The following is a 21,207-nucleotide window of genomic DNA, read 5'->3' on the forward strand; positions in this document are numbered from 1 at the left end:
GGAGCAATCGAGCGAGATGGATTCCGTGAACGCGACCAGCCGCGAAGCCCAAGAATTCAGGAACTTGGAATCGAGCATTGCGTCGGCCACCGAAGGCGTCCTCGGCTTCCAGCAACCCGACGGCCATTGGGTGTTCGAGCTCGAGGCCGATGGCACGATTCCGGCCGAATACGTCCTGCTGCGCCATTATCTCGCCGAGCCGGTCGATTCCGTGCTCGAAGCCAAGATCGCCAATTATCTTCGCCGCGTGCAGGGCGCCCATGGCGGCTGGTCGCTGGTGCATGACGGCGAGTTCGACATGAGCGCCAGCGTCAAGGCGTATTTCGCGCTGAAAATGATCGGGGATTCCATCGACGCGCCGCACATGGTGCGTGCGCGCGAGGCGATCCATTCCCGCGGCGGCGCCATTCACAGCAATGTCTTCACGCGCTTCATGCTTGCGATGTTTGGCGTCGTGACCTGGCGCGCGGTACCGGTGCTGCCGATCGAGATCGTGCTGCTGCCGTTCTGGTCGCCGTTCCACATCAACAAGATCTCCTACTGGGCGCGCACCACCATGGTGCCGCTGATGGTCATCGCCGCGCTGAAGCCACGGGCGAAGAATCCCAAGGGCGTCGGCATCGACGAGCTGTTCCTGCAGGATCCGCGCTCGATCGGCATGACCGCCAAGGCGCCGCACCAGAGCATGGCCTGGTTCGTGCTGTTCCGCGCGCTCGACGGCATTTTGCGCGTGGTCGAGCCGATGTTTCCCAAGAGCCTGCGCAAGCGCGCCATCGACGCCGCGCTCGCCTTCACCGAGGAGCGGCTGAACGGCGAGGACGGCATGGGCGCGATCTATCCGCCGATGGCCAACATCGTCATGATGTACGACGCGCTCGGCAAGGACGAGAACTTCCCGCCACGCGCGATCACGCGCCGGGGTATCGACAAGCTGCTCGTGATCAAGGACGACGAAGCCTATTGCCAGCCCTGCGTCTCGCCGGTGTGGGACACGACGCTGACCGCCCACGCGCTGCTCGAAGCCGGCGGTGACAAGGCGGTGCCGGCGGCCAAGCAGGGTCTCGACTGGCTGATCCCGAAGCAGGAGCTCGAGGTGAAGGGCGACTGGGCGGTGAAGCGGCCCGACGTGCGCCCGGGCGGCTGGGCCTTCCAGTACAACAATGCCCATTATCCCGATCTCGACGACACTGCGGTGGTGGTGATGTCGATGGACCGGATGCGCCGGGAGCACGGTGCGACCGGCTATGACGCCGCGATCGACCGTGCCCGGGAGTGGATCGAAGGCATGCAGAGCGACGACGGCGGCTGGGCTGCCTTCGACGTCAACAATCTCGAATATTATTTGAACAACATCCCGTTCTCGGACCATGGCGCGCTGCTCGATCCGCCGACGGAGGACGTCACCGCGCGCTGCATCTCGATGCTGGCCCAGCTCGGCGAGACCGCGAAGACCAGCAAGCACGTCGCGGACGGGATCGCCTACCTCCGCAAGACCCAGCACCCCGAAGGGTCCTGGTACGGCCGCTGGGGCATGAACTTCATCTACGGAACCTGGTCGGTGCTGTGCGCCCTCAACATGGCCGGCGTCCGCCACGACGATCCGATGATGCGCAAGGCGGCCGGCTGGCTGGCCTCGATCCAGAACCAGGACGGCGGCTGGGGCGAGGATGCCGTCAGCTACCGGCTGGACTACCAGGGCTGGGAGGCTGCTCCCTCGACCGCCTCGCAAACGGCATGGGCCTTGCTTGCCCTTATGGCTGCTGGCGAGGTTGATCACCCGGCCGTCGCCCGCGGGGTGGAGTACCTGATTGCAACACAGAACAAAAAAGGACTGTGGGACGAACAGCGGTACACCGCCACAGGCTTTCCCCGTGTATTCTATCTACGGTACCATGGTTACCCGAAGTTCTTCCCGCTGTGGGCGTTGGCGCGGTATCGGAACTTGCGGAACACCAACAGCAGGGTGGTAGGGGTCGGAATGTGACTTTGGGGACGGGGGACTATCTTACCGCGGGTCAACCCGTTGATCCGCGGCCGATATTGATCGTGACTGGACTGGTTCAGGAGGCCCGCATCGCGGCCGGGCCCGGAATGGCGGTGATCTGTTCGTCGAGCAGCCCGACTCAGTTGCGGGCGCTGTTGACGGTGCTGGATCCCGAGACGATTCGCGGCGTGATCTCCTTTGGCGTGGCCGGCGGGCTCGACCCGACGCTGCGCTCCGGCGACGTCGTGCTGGCGACCGAGGTGCTCGCGGGCGATACCCGCTGGGCCGCTGGCCTCTCGCTCGGCGACGACCTGATCGACCGCCTGACGTCCGGACGCCGCCGCGTGGTGCGCGGCAGCCTCGCCGGTGCCGAGGAAGTGGTCACGGGGCGGTCCTGCAAGGCGGCGCTGCATTCGGAGACGGGAGCGGCCGCCGTCGACATGGAAAGCCACATCGCGGCCGCCTACGCCGCCGAGGCCGGCTTGCCGTTCGCCGCGGTCCGCGTCATCAGCGATCCCGCCCATCGCGCGCTGCCGGCGCTCGCCCGCGCCGCGATCAAGCCGAACGGCCAGATCGACGTGCTGGCCGTGCTGCGCGGCATCGCGCGCAACCCGACCGCGCTGCATGGACTGGTCTCGACCGGCCTCGACTTCAACCGCGCGCTGCGCTCACTTCGCGGCTGCCGCGACTTCCTGATCGGCACCGAGCTCGTGGAGAGCGAGGCGCTGGTTTCAGAGGCGGCCTGAGCGGTTTCTGCGATCATTAAAAACCAAAAGGCCCGGTCGCCATTGGCGATCGGGCCTTTTCTGTTTCAGTGTGCGTCACTCGGATGGAGCGGAGCGCAATCCGACGACTTCAACGCGGAGGACCGTCCCGGATTTCGCTTGCGCTCCATCCGGGCTACAGGGCATCGCGCTTACGCGGCGGTCGAAGCCTTCCGTGCCGCCTTCTCCTGCGCGGCGGCGGCCTCGTCCTTGCGGATCTCCGACAGGCGCTTCTGCACTTCCGCCGAGAAGATGTACTGCGCCGGGCGCTGCTTGCTCATGTCGATCTCGGGGGCCATCGGACCCGTGGTCCTGACGCCGCGCAGCGACACCCACATCGCCTTCAGCGGGTTGTTGATGGCTGCGGTCGCCGCCGTCGGCTCGTAGCCGCAATGGGCCATGCAGTCGGCGCACTTCTCGTACTTGCCGGTGCCGTAGGTCTCCCAGTCGGTGGTGTCCATCAGCTCCTTGAAGGTCTTGGCGTAGCCTTCACCGAGCAGATAGCAGGGCTTCTGCCAGCCGAAGATGTTGCGCGCGGGCATGCCCCAGGGCGTGCACTCGTATTCCTGGTTGCCGGCGAGGAAGTCCAGGAACAGGCCGGAATGCATGAAATTCCACTTCTTGCCTTTGCCCATCGCGAAGACGTCGCGGAACAGCTTCTTGGTCTTGGTGCGGTTGAGGAAGTGCTCCTGGTCCGGCGCACGCTCATAGGCATAGCCCGGCGACATCGAGACGCCGACACCGAGCTCGACGGTGAGGTCGAGGAATTTCGCGATCTCCTCGGCCGGATGGCCGTCGAAGATGGTGGCGTTCACGTTGACGGTGAAGCCGCGGGCCTTGGCCGCCTTGATCGCGGAGACGGCGCGGTCGAACACGCCCTTCTGCGACACGGCCTTGTCGTGGTGCTCCTTCAGGCCGTCGAGATGCACGGAGAAGAACAGATAGGGCGAGGGCTCGAACAGATCGAGCTTCTTCTCGAGCAACAGCGCATTGGTGCAGAGCGAGACGAACTTCTTGCGCGCCACGAGGCCGCGCACGATCTCGCCGATCTCCTTGTGGATCAGCGGCTCGCCGCCGGGAATGGCGACCATCGGCGCGCCGCACTCGTCGGCCGCGTCCCAGCACTCCTGCGCGGTCATGCGGCGGTTGAGGATCGCGTCCGGATAGTCGATCTTGCCGCAGCCGACACAGGCGAGGTTGCAGCGAAACAGCGGCTCCAGCATCAGCACGAGCGGATAGCGCTTGCGGCCAAGCAGCTTCTGCTTGATCAAATAACCGCCGATACGCATTTCCTTGAAGAAGGGGATAGCCATTACAAGTTTCTTTCTGGGCTTGAAATTCGGGTGGGTCAGCTCGCAGCCAGTTGGGCCGGAAGCCGGAATTCGATGTTTTCCTCGCGGCCCGGAAGCACCGAGACCTTGACCGGTCCGATCCGCCGCATCGCTTCGATCACGTCATCCACGAGTACCTCGGGCGCCGAAGCGCCGGCCGTGACGCCGACGATCCTGGCATCTTTCAACCACTCCGGATTGAGCGCGCTGCCGTCGGCAATCAGATAACTCGCGACACCGGCCTCAGTGCCGATTTCGCGGAGCCGGTTCGAATTCGAGCTATTGGCAGCGCCCACCACCAAGATCACGTCGACCAGCTTGCTCAAGTCCCTTACCGCAGATTGGCGGTTCTGTGTCGCATAGCAGATATCCCGGATATCCGGGCCTTGAATATCTGTAAAGCGGGCTTGCAGGGCCGAAATGATGTCTTTTGTGTCATCCACCGACAGGGTGGTCTGGGTGATATAGGCCACTGGGGTATCCGCCGGCAGCTCAAGGGCCTTAACCTCTTCAACGCTTTGGACCAGCAGTACGGGGGCGGGAACCTGGCCCATCGTACCCTCGACCTCGGGGTGGCCGGCATGGCCGATCAGGATCAGGGTGCGGCCCCTGGCGATGTAGCGCTTCCCCTGATTGTGAACTTTCGTGACTAGGGGGCAGGTGGCATTGAGCACCGGAAGGTCGCGCGCAGCGGCCTCTTCCTCGACGCTCCGGGCGACGCCATGGGCGCTGAAGACCGTCACAGCCTTGGGCGGCACCTCCGACAGCTCCTCGACGAAGATCGCACCTTTGTTTTTCAGGCTCTCGACGACGTACTTGTTGTGCACGATCTCATGGCGCACGTAGACGGGCGGGCCGTACTTCTCCAGCGCCCGTTCCACGATCTCGATCGCACGCACCACTCCCGCGCAAAAGCCGCGCGGTTGCGCCAGATAAACTTCCATTGGACGCCCATCACGCAAGTTGCACCAATCCGCTCTCAAGTTCAGGGGGCACCCCGATACGAACCAATGAGTGGCAATATCCGCACCATCGGTTCGCGCACGCGGTAGCCGCCCACCCCTGCCGGGGCCCCGGTGCATGGAGGCGCAGTACTTTGTGTCAAAAAATCGGCAGTAAGGAAAGGTAGAAAGAACTTTGGTTCCGTGCCGGATCAGTTTCGCGGTATTATAGTAGAGAATGCCCGTGGCAGCAAAGTGGCGACATTTGTGCGCACGCTTCGTCACTTTCCCGCCTCAACTCCTCGGCTATACCGACGGCCCGCATGATTTTGCCATGGTCTTCCGCCGTTTACCTCGAACCTTCTGACGGCGATAACCACTCAAAACAGCAATAGGTTTCGGCCGGGAACTCCGTTAAACAGCGGGCGTTTCCGGCAAGCTGTTAACCGCAGAAAGAAAAGTAGTGCTGCAAAGCGTCGTCGTTGCCATCGTCAGGGCCTGCACCCGGTTTGCCCCCCTCGTCGTCGTTCTCGGGCTCCTGCTGGCGGTGGGGGCGGGCTATTACACGTCCCAGCATTTCGCCATCAACACCGACATCAACTCGCTGATTGCCCAAAATCTGGACTGGCGCCAACGCGACCAGCAGTTCGATCGCGCCTTCGACCGCGATGCGACGATTACGGCGGTGGTCGAAGCCAAGACGCCGGAGATGGCGACCGCGGCGTCGGACGCGCTCTATGCCAAGCTGAAGGACAACAAGACCGAATTCCAGTCGATGCAGCAGCTCGGCACCGGCGAGTTCTTCGAAAAGAATGGCCTGTTGTTCCTGCCGACAGAGGAAGTTGCCAAGGTCACCGGCCAGTTCGAATCCGCCGCGCCACTGATCGAGATCATGTCGGGCGATCCCTCGATCCGTGGCCTGACCGGCGCGCTGGAAACAGGACTTGCCGGCGTCAAGCGCGGGCAGGTCAAGCTCGACAACACCGAACGGCCCTTCAACCAGATCGCGCAAACGGTCGAGACCGTGCTCAACAAGGGCAATGCGACCTTCTCCTGGCGCCAGCTCGTCAGTGACGAGCCGCTGACGGATTCGGACAAGCGTGCCTTCATCGAGTTCAAGCCGATCCTCGACTACAATGCGCTGGAGCCCGGCAAGGGCGCCACCGATGCGATCCGCAAGGCCGCAGCCGATCTGGATTTTGCCACCAAATACCAGGCGCGGGTCCGGCTGACTGGACCGGTCCCGATCGCCAACGAGGAATATGCAACCGTTCAGGAAGGCGCCGTCGTCAACGGCATCGGCACGGTTCTCGTCGTGCTGCTCATCCTGTGGCTGGCGCTGCATTCGGCGAAGATCATCTTCGCGGTGTTCGTCAATCTCTTCGTAGGTCTTGCGCTGACAACCGCCGCCGGCCTGATGATGGTGGGCTCGCTCAATTTGCTGTCGATCGCGTTCGCCGTGCTGTTCGTCGGCCTCGGCGTCGATTTCGGCATTCAGTACAGCGTCCGCTATCGCTCCGAGCGCTACAAGCACAACGATCTCTCGGGGGCGCTGATCCTCGCTGCCAAGCGCTCGGCTATTCCGTTATCGCTGGCGGCAATGGCGACCGCGGCCGGCTTCCTCTGCTTCATCCCCACCGACTACAAGGGAATCGCCGAACTCGGCCAGATCGCCGGCGTCGGCATGCTGGTCGCGTTCCTCACCAGCATCACCGTGCTCCCGGCGATGCTGAAGCTGTTGAACCCGCCCGGTGAGAAAGAGCCGGTCGGCTATGCCTTCCTGGCGCCGCTCGATCACTTCCTGGAGAAGCACCGCGTGCTCGTCGTCGGTGGCACGATGTTTCTGGCGGTCGCCGGCCTGCCGCTGCTCTATTTCATGAAGTTCGACTTCAACCCGATGAATCTGCGCAACCCGAAGGCAGAGTCGATCGCGACCTTCCTCGATTTGCGCAAGGATCCCAACACCGGCGCCAATGCCATCAACGTGATGACCACGTCGGAAGAGCAGGCAAAGCAGGTGGAGGCAAAGCTGGAGAAGGTGCCGGAGGTGTTGCGCGTGATGTCGCTCAACAGCTTCGTTCCTGAAGACCAGCCGCCGAAGCTGAAGCTGCTCGCGCAGGGCGCCAAGGTGCTGAACCCCGCGCTCAATCCCGACCAGATCGACGCCGCGCCGTCGGACAAGGAAAACGTCGATGCGCTGAAATCCTCGGTCGACAATCTGCGCCGGACCGCAGGCGATGCGAAGGGCCCGGGAGCGGTCGCGTCGCGTCGGCTCGCGGACGCGCTGGAAAAGCTCGCCAATGGCGACGAGGCCACGCGGAACAAGGCGCAGGACGTGTTCGTCGCGCCGATGAAGATTGTGTTCGACCAGCTCCGGAACGCGATGCAGGCCGAGCCGGTCACCCTGAAGTCATTGCCGGCAGATCTCGTCAGCGCCTGGAAGAGCAAGGACGGCATCATCCGCGTCGAGGCGCTGCCGAAGGGCGATCCCAACGACAACGACACGCTGCGCAAATTTGCGGCGGCGGTACTCGTTGCCGAGCCGACCGCGATCGGCGGTCCGGTCTCGATCCTGAAATCCGGCGACACCGTGGTGAAGGCGTTCATCCATGCCGGAATCTATGCGCTGCTGGTGATCGGCCTGTTGCTGTGGGTCACGCTGCGCCGGTTCGTCGACGTGCTGATGACGCTGGTGCCGCTGCTGGTGGCCGGCGCGGTGACGCTCGAGATCTGCGTGCTGATCGGCTTGCCGCTCAACTTCGCCAATATCGTTGCGTTCCCGCTGCTGCTCGGCGTCGGCGTGGCCTTCAAGATCTACTATGTCGTGGCCTGGCGCTCGGGCAGGACAAACCTGCTCCAGACCAGCCTGACGCGCGCGATCTTTTTCAGCGCGCTGACAACGGCGACCGCGTTCGGCAGCCTTTGGCTGTCGAGCCATCCCGGCACGTCCAGCATGGGCAAGCTGCTCGCGCTGTCGCTGGTGACGACGCTTGCCGCCGTGCTGCTGTTTCAGCCCGCCCTAATGGGCAAACCCCGCAATCTCAGGGAGTAGGCAGATGTCGCCGACCTGGTCGGCGGCGCCCTTCTGACCGGGTTTGGCGGTGCCGGTGGCCTTCGGGGCTGCGGGCGCAGCCTGCGCCGCTGTAGCGCCCGTCGTTGCCGGGGCTTTCGGCGCTGCGCCGGTGGGCTTCGGCGCGCCCTTGGCCATGGCGTTGGCGGGGCTCAAGGGAATCGGGGGACTGACCCGGGTCCAGGTCTCGCCACCGCACAGGAACCCCATCACGCAGCCCTTGATCTCGAGTTGGTCGGTGCCAACCGGCGTGATGGTCGCGCTGTAGAGCTGGCCGTCCTTGGCGTTGTAGACCTGACCTTCCCATTGATCGGCGCCGGGCCTCTTCTTCATGTCGATCAGGGTCGCCATGCCCAGCGTGGGGCGGGTCTTTTTCGACGCGTCCGGATTGTTCTCGTCGCGGCCACCGGGCTGTTTTTCCCAGGAAACCGCGCCCCACATGCTGCCATTGCATTGGGCGACACGAATGTTGGCGACACCGTCGGCAACCCGCCAGTCGCCGGTCGGATCGGCCGCGAGCGCCGGGTTCAGGCAGGTGTAACCGCCAGCCAGTATTAGTCCGGTGTAAAGGGCTAAACGCATGATAGTTCCTTGGCAGTGCAACATGGTCTAAAGCTCTGCTTGCGAAGATGGTCCGAAAAAGGGCAAAAGGCCGCACAGACCGTTTTCAGCGACGTTCCGTTTTCAGTTGACGAGACGGCCCTCAACCGAAGTATGTAGCGGATGCACAGCCCAAATCCAGACATGTCTCAGCTGTTCGCGGACCGCCAGGCCCAGCGCAGCGCCCTGCATAATCGGCATCTGAACGAGCAGTTCGTTCGGGTCCTGAAGACCATCGGCTACGATGTCGGCTTCCAGAAGGGGCAGGGACAGTACCTCTACGACCGCGACGGGGCGCGCTATCTCGACCTCTTGTCCGGTTTTGGCGTGTTTGCGATCGGGCGCAATCATCCGGTCATGCGCGAGGCGCTCAAGAGCGTGCTCGATGCCGACCTGCCCAACCTCGTCCAGTTTGACGTCTCGGTGCTTGCCGGCGTGCTTGCCGAGCGGCTTTTGAAGTACGTCCCCTATCTCGACAAGGCGTTCTTCGCCAATTCCGGCGCCGAATGCGTCGAAGCGGCGATCAAGTTCGCCCGCGGCGCCACCGGCCGTCCGGGCATCGTTTATTGTGCCCACGGCTATCACGGCCTGACCTATGGCGCGCTGTCGCTGACGGGTGATTCGAACTTTCGCACCGGCTTCGAGCCGCTGCTGCCGGGCTGCACCTCGATCCCGTTCAACGATCTCGCCGCGCTCGAAAAGGCGCTGGCCTCGCGCGAGGTAGCCGCCTTCGTCGTCGAGCCGATCCAGGGCAAGGGCGTCAACATGCCCACCGACGAGTTCCTGCCGGGTGCGGCTGCGCTCTGCAAGAAATACGGCACGCTGTTCGTCGCCGACGAGATCCAGACCGGCATGGGCCGCACCGGCCGCTTCCTCGCGGTCGAGCACTGGAACGTCGAGCCCGACATGGTGCTGCTGTCGAAGTCGCTGTCCGGCGGCCATGTGCCGGTCGGCGCGGTGCTGACGCGCAAGAGCATCTTCGACAAGATCTTCAACCAGATGGACCGTGCAGTCGTGCACGGCTCGACTTTCTCCAAGAACGACCTGGCGATGGCCGCGGGCATCGCCACGCTCGATATCATGGAGTCCGAGAAGCTGATCGAGTCCGCCGCCAAGCGCGGTGCCGAGCTGCGCCTCGCGCTCACGCGCATGGTGCCCGGCTACGAGCTGTTGAAGGAAGTCCGCGGCAAGGGCCTGATGATCGGCGTCGAGTTCGGTCCGCCGAAATCGCTGCGGCTGCGGGCGTCCTGGAACGTGCTGGAGGCGGCCAACAAGGGCCTGTTCTGCCAGCTCATCACCGTGCCGCTGTTCAAGGACCACAAGATCCTCACGCAGGTTGCCGGCCACGGCAGCCACACCATCAAGCTTCTGCCGCCGCTCACCATCACCGAGGAAGATTGCGGCTGGATCGAGCGCGCCTTCGACGACGTCATCGCCGGCAGCCACAAGGTCCCCGGCGCGATCTGGTCGCTCGGCAAGACGCTGGTGGACAACGCGGTGAGGCGATCGGCGTAAGGCCTGTGCTGCGGCCTGATGTCGCGACGTGCGACCTGCTGAAGCAGTCCGTCTCCCGAAATTCCAAATCGACGCTTATTTTCCGGCATTGACCTGACCGGGAGAGGAGTGGGCGATGCCTTTGACTGGCGGCTGTCATTGCGGCGCGATCCGCTACGAAGTCAACGGCGACATGATGGTGCACGCGCTCTGCCATTGCGCGGATTGCCGCCGCCACTCCGGGGCACCGATGGTCGGCTGGGCGATGTATTCGCTCAAAGCCGTCAAAGTCGTGCGCGGTCAGCCGAAGATCTATCAATCATCCGAACATGGACGACGTCACTTCTGTGCCGATTGCGGCACTGGGCTGTTCTACATCAACGAAAACCTGATGCCCGATATCATCGATATCCAGAGCGGGACCTATGATGACCCCGATGCCGTTCCGGCGACGATGCACATTCAGGTCGCCGAGCGGATTGGCTGGATGAAGCGGGCTCACGAACTGCCCGTCTTCGAACGATTTCCTCCGCTCGAATGACTGGATGCGCAGAGGCTAACCCTTCATCGCCGCCTCGAACTTGTCGACGAATTCGGCAAGCTCGTCGGGGGCGAGATCGCTGACGGCCCAGAAGTTCAGGCCGCGATTGCCCCAGCGCCGGCAGTTGAAGCCCTGCATGGTTTCGGTCTTGGGCGCGCGGTATTCCGCGTTCGATGTCTGCGACACGAACAAATTCACCACGTGCTGCCGGCGCTTGTAGACGACCGCACCGATGGCGCGGGCGTCGATATAGTCGAGCCGCCCTCCCACCAGCGTAAACCCTTGTGCGGTGAGGTCGATCACGGGCGGGGCGACGTCGAGCTTGCCGTTGAACCACGGCTTCACCGTGTGCTGGTCGGTCGAGACCACGTCGATGAGGTGGCCGGCCTGGAGCGAGCGCAGATGCGCGGAGACGACCTCCGACAGGATGCGCTGCTGGTCGTCCTGGCGCAGCACCAATGCAACGACGCCGGAGGCGGCGAGCGCCGAGACTGCCGAGCCCATCGCAAAGCCGCGCAGCACGGAGCGGCGGCTCGGCTGTTGGCGCTGCGGCTGCGGCTGCGGCAGCGAAGCCTCGATACGCGCGCGCAGGCTCGCCGGTGCGGTGTAGCGCAAATCGGCGTCCGCGAGCACGCGCTGCATGTCGCGTTGGGCCGAAAGCTCCGCAGCGCAGGCCGGGCAGCTCGCGATATGGGCTTCGACCTCGCGCGCATGGCCGGCATCGAGCTCGTTGTCGAGCAGCGCGTGAAGCAGGATTCTTGCTTCGTCGCAGGTCATCTTGCTTGCTCCTCATCCGCCGTCCAGGCCGCGCGCAGCATGGCGCGGGCGCGGGCGAGGCGGGACATCACGGTGCCGACGGGCGCGCCGACGGCCTCGGCGATTTCGCGATAGGACAGGTTGTTGATCTCGCGCAGCACGAATGTTTCCTTGAACGGCTCGGCGAGCGCGTCGATCAGCTTGCGGATCGCGCCCGCATCGCGGCTGCGCAGCACTTCGGTCTCGGGACTGGCCTCGGTCTCCTGCCAGATCGGCGTCTGCTCGGCAGCGCCGGGCGTATCGTCGATCGCGCTGTGCCTGTGCGCGCGCCGTGCATATTCGGCATTGCAGACGTTACGCAGGATCGCGAACAGCCAGGGCTTCATCGCCGGTCCGCGATAGCTGTCGAAATGCTTCAGCGCGCGCAGATAGCACTCCTGCACCGCGTCCTCGGCATCGGAGGCATCACGCAAGAGATAGCGCGCGAGGGTGTAGACGTCGTCGAGATAGGGCAGCGCCGCCTCGCGGAAGCGTTGCGCCTTCTGCAAATCGTCGTTGGCGGGCATCGCTCCTCGCTTTGCCTCTTGTTCTGATCGTTGCTTCGTCTCGTCGTTGCTCGTTTCGTCCCTGTTCGTTTCGTCCCTGTGTGTGACCGAAGGCACACGAGCCCGGCCGGCGTGGGACCACCGGCCGGGCAAGACGTTGATGCCTTGGTTCGAGACGTTACTCAACCTTGATCATCCCCGTCATGTGCGGGTGCAGAGAACAAAAATATTTGTAGTCGCCCGCATTGGTGAAGGTGAACGAGAACTTGTCGTCAGTGTCCAGGGTCTTGGATCTGAACTTCCCGGCCGACACAACGGTATGGGGGATGTCGTCCCGGTTGGTCCAGGTCACGGTGGTGCCGACCTTGATCTTGAGCTCGGCCGGCTGGAAGACGAAATTGTCGATATGCACCTCCATGTCGTCGGCACGGGCGGTTGTGGCGGGTACCAGCATGGCCGCGGCCCAAGCGAGACCGAAGGCGACACCGAAGTCGCGGCGATTGAGAGTCTTCATTGTCAGCTTCCGTTCGCCCTGCATCAACCCTGGAGCGGCGTGTCGATGATCGCGAGCCGCTGCTCATTCTGCTTGAAGTTGATGCTGGCAACGCCGAGCATCGCGCGGAGCTTTGCGTCCTCGACCTTCATCGGTCCGGGCGAGGGGGCGGCTCCCGGCGCCGGCTGCGGAAAGGCGGTGGAGCGTGCGGTGTGGAAGGTGACGTTGCCTTCGACCTTCTGCATCACCTGGTGAATGTGGCCGTTCAGCACGGTGACTGAACCAAAGCCCTTCACCTGTTCCAGCGCGCGGGCGCCGTCCTCAGTGCCCCAGCCCCATTCGGGGTAGACGGTCCAGAGCGGGATGTGGGCGAACAGCACGATCGGCGTCGATTTCGACTTGCCGCGCAGATCGTCCTCGAGCCAGGCGAGTTGCTCGGCACCGAGATTGCCGAGGCCTCCGGCCTTGAGGTCGACGACATTGACGAGGCCGATGAAGTGCACGCCGCCCGCGTCGAACGAATACCAGCCTGCGCCCTTGGTACCGCGGCCGTAGCGCTCGCGATAGAACTTCACGTCCTCGTCGAGGAAGTCATGCTCGCCGGGCACGTAATGCACGTCGAGCTTGCTCTGCGAGATGATGCGATCGGCATTGTCGAACTCGGCGGCCTTGGAGAGATGCGTGATGTCGCCAGTGTGGATCATGAAGGACGGCTTGACCGGCATTGCGTTGATCTTGTTGATGGCTTCCTCCAGCGTGCCGAGCGCGTTGGGATTGGCCGGCTTGTCGAAGCCGACATGGCTATCGCTGATCTGGAGGAAGGTCATTCCGGGCGCGGCCGCGCTCGCAGCTTGCGCGGAATCGATGATGCCGAGCGAGCGCGGGACGCCACCGGTGATGGTCCAGAGCACCCCGGTGCCGGCCCAGGTCATGCATTCCAACACCTTGCGGCGGCTTAAGCCGTCCTCGCCGTGATCGTGTCCGCTCATCGCGCAGCTCCACTTCGCCCGGAATTGGGCTTCGGGGAGGTGATTGGGGGAGCGGGGGTGTTATTCCCGGACGCGATGACGTTTTCGTGAGGTGGTTGGACGCGTAGCCCGTATGGAGCGTAGCGGAATACGGGACCTATCGAGCGTCCTCTCCCTGGATTTCGCTACGCCCGATCAAGGCTACGCATTCACTTCGCATCCTCCAAAATCATCGCCGCACCCTTCTCGGCGATCATCGCGGTCGGCGTGTTGGTATTGCCCGACGTGATGGTCGGCATGATCGAGGCATCGACAATGCGAAGGCCGCCGAGACCGTAGAAGCGCAGGCGTTCGTCGACCACCGCCATCGGATCGCTTGCCGCGCCCATCTTCGCGGTGCCGACGGGGTGGAAGATGGTGGTGCCGATGTCGCCGGCGGCCTTCGCGAGCGAGGCATCGTCGTCGCCGACGGCGGGGCCGGGCAGATATTCGCTCGGGAGATATTTTGCCAGCGCCTTCTGCTGCATCAGGCGGCGGGTGGTGCGGATGGCGTCGGCGCCGACCTGGCGGTCATCATCCGTTGAAAGGTAATTAGGCGCGATGATGGGCTTCTCGTCCGGCGTCGCCGAACGCAGACGTACGGTGCCGCGCGAGGTCGGCTGGAGATTGCAGGCGCTCACCGTGATCGCGGGGAAGCGGTGCAGGGGATCGCCGAACTTGTCGAGCGACAGCGGTTGCACGTGAAACTGGATGTTGGCGCGTGTGCGCGTCGCATCGGAACGGGTGAAGATGCCGAGCTGCGACGGCGCCATGGTCAGCGGCCCGCGGCGGCGGAAGGCGTAGTCCAGGCCCATCAGGCCGCGTCGAACCAGATTGTAATAGGTCTCGTTCAGGGTGCGCACGCCCTCGACCTTGTAGATCGCGCGCTGCTGGAGATGGTCCTGCAGATTGCGGCCGACGCCGGGCTTATCCATCACGATGTCGATGCCGAGCGGTGACAGCCAGTCGGCAGGTCCGATGCCGGAGCGATGCAGCACTTGCACCGAGCCGATCGCGCCTGCCGAGAGGACCACCTCGCGTTTCGCACGCGCCTCGAAGATCTCGCCATTCTGGATGAAGCGCACGCCGACGGCGCGGCCCTGTTCGATGATCAGACGGTCGACCAGCACATGCTTTTCGAGCCGCAGGTTCGGGCGGTTCAATACCGGCTTGAGGAAGCCGCGCGCCGACGACCAGCGCCGGCCGCGCTTCTGATTGACGTGGAAATAGCTGGTGCCTTCGTTGTCGCCGGTATTGAAATCCGGGATGCGCTTGATGCCCATCTCCTCGGCCGCGTCGCCCACGGCATCAAGGACGTCCCAGGACAGCCGCGGCGCCTCGATGCGCCAGCCGCCGCCGGCGCCGTGATGCTCACTCGCGCCGAGGAAGTGATCCTCGAGCCGTTTGAACAGCGGCAGCACGTCGTCATAACCCCAGCCGGTCATGCCGAGCTGGCGCCAGTGATCGTAATCGGCGGCCTGTCCACGCATCGAGATCATGGCATTGATCGCCGAAGAGCCGCCGATCACCTTGCCACGGGGATAGGCGAGCGAGCGGCCGTTCAGCCCGGGCTCGGCCTCGGTCTTGAACATCCAGTCCGAGCGCGGATTGCCGATAGCGAAGAGATAGCCGACGGGAATGTGGAACCAGATCCAGTTGTCGTCGCCGCCGGCTTCGAGGACGAGGACGCGATTGCTGGAAACCGCGGACAGCCGGTTGGCGAGGATGCAGCCCGCCGTTCCGGCACCAACGACAATGTAGTCAAACTCACCTTCGAGCCGCCTTGGCATTCTGCTTCCACCCAACAGGCGTCATGCCCGGGCTTGTCCGGGGCATCCACGCGCTTTCCGTTCTAATAGTCAGACGTGGATGGCCGGGACAAGCCCGGCCATGATGAGAGGACAGAGCTACCCGGAGCCCCCGCCAGTTGGGTGGACTGGTGCTTGCATGGTAGACAGGCCTGCATTTTCAACAAAGCTTGAGACCCTCCATGCCCATCGTGAACCGCGTCGCCGACCTTCAACCCGATATTCAGGCCTGGCGCCGGGACATCCACCAGCATCCGGAGCTGCTCTATGACGTCCACCGCACCGCAGCATTCGTCGCAGACCGCCTGCGCGAATTCGGCTGCGATGAGGTCGTGACGGGCATCGGCCAGACCGGCGTGGTCGGCGTGATCAAGGGCAGCAAGCCGGCCGGCGAGGGCCTCAAGGCCATCGGCCTGCGTGCCGACATGGATGCGCTGCCGGTCGAGGAACAGACCAACCTGCCTTACGCTTCGAAGACCCCGGGCAAGATGCACGCCTGCGGCCATGACGGCCACACCGCGATGCTGCTCGGTGCTGCGCGATATCTCGCCGAGACCCGCAACTTCGCCGGCGATGCGGTGGTGATCTTCCAGCCGGCCGAGGAGGGTGGCGCCGGCGGCTTGGCGATGGTCAAAGACGGAATGATGGAGCGCTTCGGCATCGAGCAGGTCTACGGCATGCACAACGGTCCCGGCATCCCGGTCGGCTCGTTCGCGATCCGGCCGGGTCCGATCATGGCAGCGACCGACGAGGTCGATATCATGATCGAAGGCCTCGGCGGCCATGCCGCGCGGCCGCACAAATGTGTCGATTCCGTTCTGGTCGGCGCCCAGGTGATCACGGCGCTGCAGTCGATCGTCGCGCGCAGCGTCGATCCGCTGGAATCGGCCGTGATCTCGATCTGCGAGTTCCACGCGGGCAATGCCCGCAACGTGATTCCGCAAACCGCGACACTGAGGGGCACCATCCGCACGCTGTCGCCGGAGGTGCGCAAGCTGGTCGAGAAGCGCGTGCACGAGGTCGTGGCGGGTGTGGCGCAGATCACCGGCGCCAAGATCGACCTGCGCTACCAGCGGAATTATCCCGTGGTGAACAACCACGCCGCGGAGACCGAGATTGCGCGTCGCATCGCGGGGCAAGTTGCGGGCGAGGCCAACGTGCTCGAGATGTCGCCGCTGATGGGCGGCGAGGATTTCGCCTATATGCTGGAGGCGCGCCCCGGCGCCTTCATCTTCTGCGGCAACGGCGATAGCGCCGGCTTGCATCACCCCGCCTACAATTTCGACGACGAGGCGATCGTCTACGGCACGTCGTACTGGGTCAAGCTGGTCGAGCAATCGCTCGCGGCGTCGTAAGGTCAAGCCGAAAGCACAAACGAAAAGGGCCCGCGCATCGCACGGGCCCTTTGTCTTCGAGTGGCGCGATCGGCTTCAGAAGATCCGCGAGAAGATCACGTACAGCGTGCCCGACAACAGGATAGCGACGGGCAAGGTCAGCACCCAGGCCATCACCATGTTCCTGATGGTGGCGACCTGGAGACCCGAACCGTTCGCGGCCATGGTGCCGGCGACGCCGGACGACAGCACGTGGGTGGTCGAGACCGGCAGGCCGAACACGTCGGCGGCGCCGATCGTGGCGGCGGCGACGAGCTCGGCGGAGGCACCCTGCGCGTAGGTGAGATGGGTCTTGCCGATCTTCTCGCCGACGGTGACGACGATGCGCTTCCAGCCGATCATGGTGCCGAGGCCGAGCGCGATCGCGACGGCCACTTTCACCCAGGTCGGGATGAACTTGGTCGCGCTGTCGAGGCCGCCCTTGTAGGCGTTCAAGGTCGCGACCTCTTCCTTGCTAAGGTCATTTTCCTTGTCCTTCATCAGGAAGCGGATCGCTTCCGAGGTCAGGTACATGTCGTTGCGGGTGTTGCCGACGACTTCCGCCGGCACCTTGTTCAGCGAACCGTATTTCGCGACCTGCTCGCCGACATCCTTCACCAGCACTGACAGAGAAGGATAGGTGCCTTCGCTGATGTGATGCGAGGTGACGTACTGCGTCACCGCAGGACGGGGATCGCCGATGATCGCATGGCCGGCGCCCTTGGCCGCAACCACCTTGGAGGCGGCATCCGAGACCTTCGCGAACTGGGCGACTTGCGACTCCGGCAATGCGCGGTTGAGCGCGTAGGCCGTGGGCACGGTGCCGATCAGGATCAGCATGATCAGGCCCATGCCCTTCTGGCCGTCGTTCGAACCGTGGGCGAAGCTGACGCCGGTGCAGGTCAGGATCAGCAGGCCGCGAATCCAGATCGGCGGGGCTTTATTACCCTCAGGGGCGGCATAGAGCGCTGGGTTCTTGACGATCAGCTTGAGCAGCAGCAGCAGGCCGGCGGCGCAGACGAAGCCAACCAGCGGCGACAGCAACAGCGCATAGCCGATCTCGGTGGCCTTGCCCCAGTCCACGCCCGAGGTACCGTCGCGGCCGCGCATCAGCGCGTTCGCGACGCCGACGCCGATGATCGAGCCGATTAGCGTGTGCGAGGAGGAGGCCGGCAGGCCGAAATACCAGGTGCCGAGGTTCCAAAGGATCGCGGCGATCAGCAGCGCGAACACCATCGCGAAACCGGCGCTGGAGCCGACCTGGAGGATCAGCTCGACGGGCAGCAGCGAGACGATGCCGAAGGCCACGGCGCCAGACGAGAGCAGCACGCCGAGAAAGTTGAAGAAGCCTGACCACATCACCGCGACCTCGGCCGGCAGCGAATGGGTGTAGATCACGGTCGCTACCGCGTTGGCGGTGTCGTGGAAGCCGTTGACGAATTCGAAGCCAAGCGCGATCAGGAGGGCGACGATAAGGAGGATATAGGGCAGGTAGCTCGTGACCCGCGTGCCGGTCGCATCGACATCCGAATAGATGCTGTAGGCCACATAGAGCAGGCCCGCGGCGAGAATGCCGAAGAACAGGATCAGTGTCAGCGGATTGAAGCCCTTGTCGAGATTTGGCCGCGAAGCCGGCTGGATCGGCGCGGGATCGGCTACCGCGCGGTCGAATGCAACATCGGTCATGTCTGGACGCCCCTTAACTTTCTGTAAGGGCTATTGTCTCCGATGGATTTGAAGGCTGGATGACAGGCGGCGCCTGAAAGGGGTTTTCCCGCCCGTTTTCAGGCGGCGCGCGCGGCTTTCTTCTGCAACCCGGCGACGATCTTCAGGTCTTCGACAAAGCGCTGATATTCCAGCACCTTGGCTTCCGGATCGGGCAATCGCAGTAGATAGGACGGGTGCACCGTCACCAGCGCCTTGTGACCGTCGGGAAGGTCGATCAACCGGCCGCGGGTCTTGCCTACAGGGGTGATCTTGCCGAACACGCTCTGCGCGGCGGTCGCGCCCATCGCGACGATGAGATCGGGCTGGATGACGGAGACTTCCCGCTCATACCACTGCCGGCAGGCTTTTATTTCCGGCGTATTTGGCTTCTGATGCAGGCGGATCTTGCCGCGCGGCACGAACTTGAAGTGTTTCACCGCGTTGGTGACATAGACCTTCTTGCGGTCGACGCCGGCCTCTTGCAGTGCCTTGTCGAGCATCTGGCCGGCCGGACCGACGAAGGGATGGCCGGCGAGGTCTTCCTTGTCGCCGGGCTGCTCGCCGACCAGCATGATATTGGCAGACTTCGGGCCTTCGCCGAACACGGTCTGGGTCGCATCCTTGTAGAGCGGGCAGGCTCGGCAGTGGGCGGCCTCCTCGCGGAGCGCGTCGAGATCGTCGGCAGCGGTCTTGCGTTTCATCGGAGCCTCCGGCCGCCTTTGAGGCTTGTGCGGATCGGTTGCGGCATTGGCGATCATGGCGCCGGTCATGCGCTCAGCGTCCGCGATCAAGGGCTTAATGATCGAAGCCTCGGGCAGGTTCCTCCAATATTTCTTCGGCATCTCCGTTTGCATCGCCTTCACCTTCAGGCGGGCCGGATTGAAGATGCTGGCATAGTAGCGTCGCCAGGTTTCCTCCAGCCGGTCTTCGCTCGGCGCCTCGCTCTTGCTGACGCCTGATGTGAACGAGAGCGCGTGGCCATCCCAATGCGCGCAGAGGTCCGGCGTCAGGACCGACCAGGGCATGTCGGCAAAGCGCTTGGCGAAGAACGGCGCGGCGAGTTCGACAATGTGATGCTCCGGCTCGAACCAGGCGACGTAATGTGCTTCGCGTTCCCTGCCGATCTCGCGGAAGCGCACGAAGGCATGCATCTTGTGCTCGTCGCGGTAGACCGCCTTTGCCATGGCCGTGACTTGCGCAACATTGGGGTCGGTCGCGACCTCGATGAGGTCGTGATTGTCCTTCAGCCGAAACAGCAGGCGATAGAGGATCGCGAAACGCTCGGGATCGCGATGCAGGATCGCGGCCTTGGCGAGCTCGACAAATTTTGCTGGCACATTGAAGGTGCCGTCGCCGCCCTGCGGCAGCGGAGACGGTGAGGGCGGCGCGAACAGCTCCGCTTCGCCGCCCTGCACGGCCCAGGTGACGTCGGTCGGTTTCATTTGGTGAAGCACGAGGCTACGCGCGGCTTTGCGCCAGCCGTCGAAATCGGTTTCGTTCTCGAGGATGATGTATTGCATCAGAAGCTAAATCCCAGTTGCGTTGCCTTCGGCTTGAACCGTTCGATCAGCCGTGCCTCGTCGAGGCGGTGCGGCGCGGGACGGTGGTCGCTGAGGACGATGAACGGCAGCGCCTTGTTGCGGGGCACATGCAGCCGCGCGAGATCGGCGACGCGGATCGTGGTCGTGCGGCGCGCCGCGATAATGCGATCGACCGCCTTGGTGCCGAAGCCTGGCACGCGCAACAACTCCTCGCGGCTGGCGCGGTTGACGTCGAGCGGGAAGCGGTCGCGGTGGCGTAATGCCCAGGCGAGTTTTGGATCGATGTCGAGCGGCAGCATCGCACTGTCGTCGACGATCTCGCCGACATCAAAACCGTAGAACCGCATCAGCCAGTCGGCCTGGTAGAGACGGTGCTCGCGCAGCAAGGGCGGCGCGCGCAGAGGCAGCGCGCGGCTGGCATCGGGGATCGGGCTGAACGCGGAATAGTAGACGCGCCTCAGCCTGTATGAACCGTAGAGATTGGCGCTGGTGTGGAGGATGGTGTGGTCGGAGGCCGCGTCGGCGCCGACGATCATCTGCGTGCTTTGGCCGGCCGGCGCGAAGCGCTGCGGCTTGGCTTTCGTGTTCGCGCTGCGGCTTTCCTCGGCCTCGTCGAGCTTGAGCCGCAGCCGACCCATGGTGCGGCGGATCGCGCGCACGTCTTTCTCGGGCGCGAATTGCTGCAGGCTCGTCTCCTGCGGCATCTCGATATTGATGGAGAGACGGTCGGCATATTTGCCAGCCTCGGAGATCAATGCATCGTCGGCCTCGGGGATTGTTTTGAGATGGATGTAGCCACGGAAGTGATGCTCCTCGCGCAGTTTGCGCGCGACGCTCACCACCTGCTCCATGGTGTAGTCGGGGTTGCGGATGATGCCGGAGGAGAGAAACAGTCCTTCGATGTAATTGCGCCGGTAGAAGTCGAGCGTCAGCTTGACCACTTCGTCGATGGTGAAGCGGGCACGCGGCACGTTGGAGGAGGCCCGGTTGACGCAATAGAGGCAGTCGTAATTGCAGGCGTTGGTCAGCAGCACCTTGAGCAGCGAGATGCAGCGGCCGTCCGGCGCGTAGGAATGGCAAATGCCCATGCCGGGCGCGGTCGATCCCATGCCCTTGCCGTCGCTGGAATCCCGTCTCTCGGTGCCGCTGGAGGCGCAGGACGCGTCGTACTTGGCGGCGTCCGCCAGGATTTCCAGCTTGCGTTGCACGTCCATATATTGGAATCCCTTTGATTCAGCTCATGAATCCCGAA

General features: G+C 63.9%; 17 protein-coding genes. 6 read left to right on the forward strand and 11 right to left on the reverse strand.

Translation table 11 applies throughout. The features are described 5' to 3' along the window. Positions 1–16: 16 nt before the first annotated feature. Together shc and IVA75_RS36730 are read left to right on the forward strand one after the other, a co-directional pair. Positions 17–1,984 (forward strand): squalene--hopene cyclase, encoded by a 1,968-nt coding sequence (gene shc, locus IVA75_RS36725; protein WP_247288707.1) that lies wholly within the window; start codon positions 17–19, stop codon positions 1,982–1,984. Next, positions 1,981–2,730, forward strand: coding sequence for a phosphorylase (locus IVA75_RS36730; RefSeq protein WP_247288708.1), 750 nt, complete (start codon positions 1,981–1,983; stop codon positions 2,728–2,730). Before shc ends, IVA75_RS36730 begins: the two co-directional genes overlap by 4 nt. A 170-nt stretch (positions 2,731–2,900) precedes the next feature. Here the strand turns inward: IVA75_RS36730 and hpnH are convergent, their stop codons facing one another. Next, on the reverse strand, positions 2,901–4,061 hold the full coding sequence (gene hpnH, locus IVA75_RS36735) for an adenosyl-hopene transferase HpnH (protein WP_027569013.1): 1,161 nt from the start codon (positions 4,059–4,061) through the stop codon (positions 2,901–2,903). A 35-nt stretch (positions 4,062–4,096) separates the two neighbouring features. After that, positions 4,097–5,023 carry a 4-hydroxy-3-methylbut-2-enyl diphosphate reductase gene (gene ispH, locus IVA75_RS36740; protein WP_027516858.1) on the reverse strand — a complete coding sequence of 309 codons (927 nt, stop codon included), beginning with the start codon at positions 5,021–5,023 and terminating at the stop codon, positions 4,097–4,099. 460 nt (positions 5,024–5,483) lie between these two features. Here ispH and IVA75_RS36745 point away from each other — a divergent pair, with 460 nt between their 5' ends. Then, on the forward strand, positions 5,484–8,072 hold the full coding sequence (locus IVA75_RS36745; RefSeq protein WP_247288709.1) for an MMPL family transporter: 2,589 nt from the start codon (positions 5,484–5,486) through the stop codon (positions 8,070–8,072). Here the strand turns inward: IVA75_RS36745 and IVA75_RS36750 are convergent. Next, positions 8,040–8,672 (reverse strand): DUF2147 domain-containing protein, encoded by a 633-nt coding sequence (locus tag IVA75_RS36750; protein ID WP_247288710.1) that lies wholly within the window; start codon positions 8,670–8,672, stop codon positions 8,040–8,042. The genes IVA75_RS36745 and IVA75_RS36750 overlap by 33 nt on opposite strands. A gap of 141 nt (positions 8,673–8,813) precedes the next feature. On the opposite strand from IVA75_RS36750, the gene hpnO reads away from it, so the two are divergent. Then, entirely contained in the window at positions 8,814–10,205 is a 1,392-nt protein-coding gene (gene hpnO, locus IVA75_RS36755) for an aminobacteriohopanetriol synthase HpnO (RefSeq protein ID WP_026233264.1), read from the forward strand. Between the two features lie 115 nt (positions 10,206–10,320). Next, positions 10,321–10,725, forward strand: coding sequence for a GFA family protein (locus tag IVA75_RS36760; RefSeq protein WP_247288711.1), 405 nt, complete (start codon positions 10,321–10,323; stop codon positions 10,723–10,725). A gap of 15 nt (positions 10,726–10,740) precedes the next feature. On the opposite strand, the gene IVA75_RS36765 is transcribed toward IVA75_RS36760, so the two are convergent. The 5 genes from IVA75_RS36765 to IVA75_RS36785 all read right to left on the reverse strand — a co-directional run bounded on the left by IVA75_RS36765 (position 10,741) and on the right by IVA75_RS36785 (position 15,316). Continuing rightward, entirely contained in the window at positions 10,741–11,502 is a 762-nt protein-coding gene (locus tag IVA75_RS36765; protein WP_027569017.1) for an anti-sigma factor, read from the reverse strand. Continuing rightward, a complete protein-coding gene (locus IVA75_RS36770; RefSeq protein WP_247288712.1) occupies positions 11,499–12,047 on the reverse strand; it encodes a sigma-70 family RNA polymerase sigma factor in 549 nt (182 codons plus the stop codon). The genes IVA75_RS36765 and IVA75_RS36770 overlap by 4 nt, the downstream gene beginning before the upstream one ends. A gap of 157 nt (positions 12,048–12,204) precedes the next feature. After that, positions 12,205–12,540 carry a cupredoxin family copper-binding protein gene (locus IVA75_RS36775; protein WP_027569019.1) on the reverse strand — a complete coding sequence of 112 codons (336 nt, stop codon included), beginning with the start codon at positions 12,538–12,540 and terminating at the stop codon, positions 12,205–12,207. 23 nt (positions 12,541–12,563) lie between these two features. Then, on the reverse strand, positions 12,564–13,508 hold the full coding sequence (locus IVA75_RS36780) for a metallophosphoesterase (RefSeq protein ID WP_247288713.1): 945 nt from the start codon (positions 13,506–13,508) through the stop codon (positions 12,564–12,566). A 188-nt stretch (positions 13,509–13,696) separates the two neighbouring features. Next, positions 13,697–15,316, reverse strand: a complete 1,620-nt coding sequence (locus tag IVA75_RS36785; protein WP_247288715.1) for a GMC family oxidoreductase N-terminal domain-containing protein — start codon at positions 15,314–15,316, stop codon at positions 13,697–13,699. 200 nt (positions 15,317–15,516) lie between these two features. Between IVA75_RS36785 and IVA75_RS36790 the strand changes: the two genes are divergently transcribed. Further along, positions 15,517–16,689 carry a M20 aminoacylase family protein gene (locus IVA75_RS36790; RefSeq protein ID WP_027569022.1) on the forward strand — a complete coding sequence of 391 codons (1,173 nt, stop codon included), beginning with the start codon at positions 15,517–15,519 and terminating at the stop codon, positions 16,687–16,689. Between the two features lie 75 nt (positions 16,690–16,764). On the opposite strand, the gene IVA75_RS36795 is transcribed toward IVA75_RS36790, so the two are convergent. From IVA75_RS36795 to IVA75_RS36805, 3 genes are all read right to left on the reverse strand, one after another. Beyond that, positions 16,765–18,393: an inorganic phosphate transporter gene (locus tag IVA75_RS36795; RefSeq protein WP_247288717.1), complete on the reverse strand. Its 1,629-nt coding sequence runs from the start codon at positions 18,391–18,393 to the stop codon at positions 16,765–16,767. A 98-nt stretch (positions 18,394–18,491) separates the two neighbouring features. Beyond that, the gene (locus IVA75_RS36800) at positions 18,492–19,934 is read right to left on the reverse strand and encodes a UdgX family uracil-DNA binding protein (protein WP_247288719.1); all 1,443 of its coding nucleotides are present in this window, start codon (positions 19,932–19,934) and stop codon (positions 18,492–18,494) included. Then, positions 19,934–21,169, reverse strand: coding sequence for a putative DNA modification/repair radical SAM protein (locus tag IVA75_RS36805; protein ID WP_247288721.1), 1,236 nt, complete (start codon positions 21,167–21,169; stop codon positions 19,934–19,936). Before IVA75_RS36805 ends, IVA75_RS36800 begins: the two co-directional genes overlap by 1 nt. Positions 21,170–21,207 lie beyond the last annotated feature (38 nt).

Origin of the sequence: Bradyrhizobium sp. 134, assembly GCF_023074155.1 — a bacterium.
Taxonomy (GTDB): Bacteria; Pseudomonadota; Alphaproteobacteria; order Rhizobiales; family Xanthobacteraceae; genus Bradyrhizobium.

Excerpts from the sequence above, each read along its gene's own strand:
- shc (WP_247288707.1), top strand. The coding sequence starts at position 17 with ATGGATTCCGTGAACGCGACCAGCCGCGAAGCCCAAGAATTCAGGAAC.
- hpnH (WP_027569013.1), bottom strand. The coding sequence starts at position 4,061 with ATGGCTATCCCCTTCTTCAAGGAAATGCGTATCGGCGGTTATTTGATC.
- ispH (WP_027516858.1), bottom strand. The coding sequence starts at position 5,023 with ATGGAAGTTTATCTGGCGCAACCGCGCGGCTTTTGCGCGGGAGTGGTG.
- IVA75_RS36750 (WP_247288710.1), bottom strand. The coding sequence starts at position 8,672 with ATGCGTTTAGCCCTTTACACCGGACTAATACTGGCTGGCGGTTACACC.
- hpnO (WP_026233264.1), top strand. The coding sequence starts at position 8,814 with ATGCACAGCCCAAATCCAGACATGTCTCAGCTGTTCGCGGACCGCCAG.
- IVA75_RS36760 (WP_247288711.1), top strand. The coding sequence starts at position 10,321 with ATGCCTTTGACTGGCGGCTGTCATTGCGGCGCGATCCGCTACGAAGTC.
- IVA75_RS36765 (WP_027569017.1), bottom strand. The coding sequence starts at position 11,502 with ATGACCTGCGACGAAGCAAGAATCCTGCTTCACGCGCTGCTCGACAAC.
- IVA75_RS36770 (WP_247288712.1), bottom strand. The coding sequence starts at position 12,047 with ATGCCCGCCAACGACGATTTGCAGAAGGCGCAACGCTTCCGCGAGGCG.
- IVA75_RS36775 (WP_027569019.1), bottom strand. The coding sequence starts at position 12,540 with ATGAAGACTCTCAATCGCCGCGACTTCGGTGTCGCCTTCGGTCTCGCT.
- IVA75_RS36780 (WP_247288713.1), bottom strand. The coding sequence starts at position 13,508 with ATGAGCGGACACGATCACGGCGAGGACGGCTTAAGCCGCCGCAAGGTG.
- IVA75_RS36785 (WP_247288715.1), bottom strand. The coding sequence starts at position 15,316 with ATGCCAAGGCGGCTCGAAGGTGAGTTTGACTACATTGTCGTTGGTGCC.
- IVA75_RS36790 (WP_027569022.1), top strand. The coding sequence starts at position 15,517 with ATGCCCATCGTGAACCGCGTCGCCGACCTTCAACCCGATATTCAGGCC.
- IVA75_RS36795 (WP_247288717.1), bottom strand. The coding sequence starts at position 18,393 with ATGACCGATGTTGCATTCGACCGCGCGGTAGCCGATCCCGCGCCGATC.
- IVA75_RS36800 (WP_247288719.1), bottom strand. The coding sequence starts at position 19,934 with ATGCAATACATCATCCTCGAGAACGAAACCGATTTCGACGGCTGGCGC.
- IVA75_RS36805 (WP_247288721.1), bottom strand. The coding sequence starts at position 21,169 with ATGGACGTGCAACGCAAGCTGGAAATCCTGGCGGACGCCGCCAAGTAC.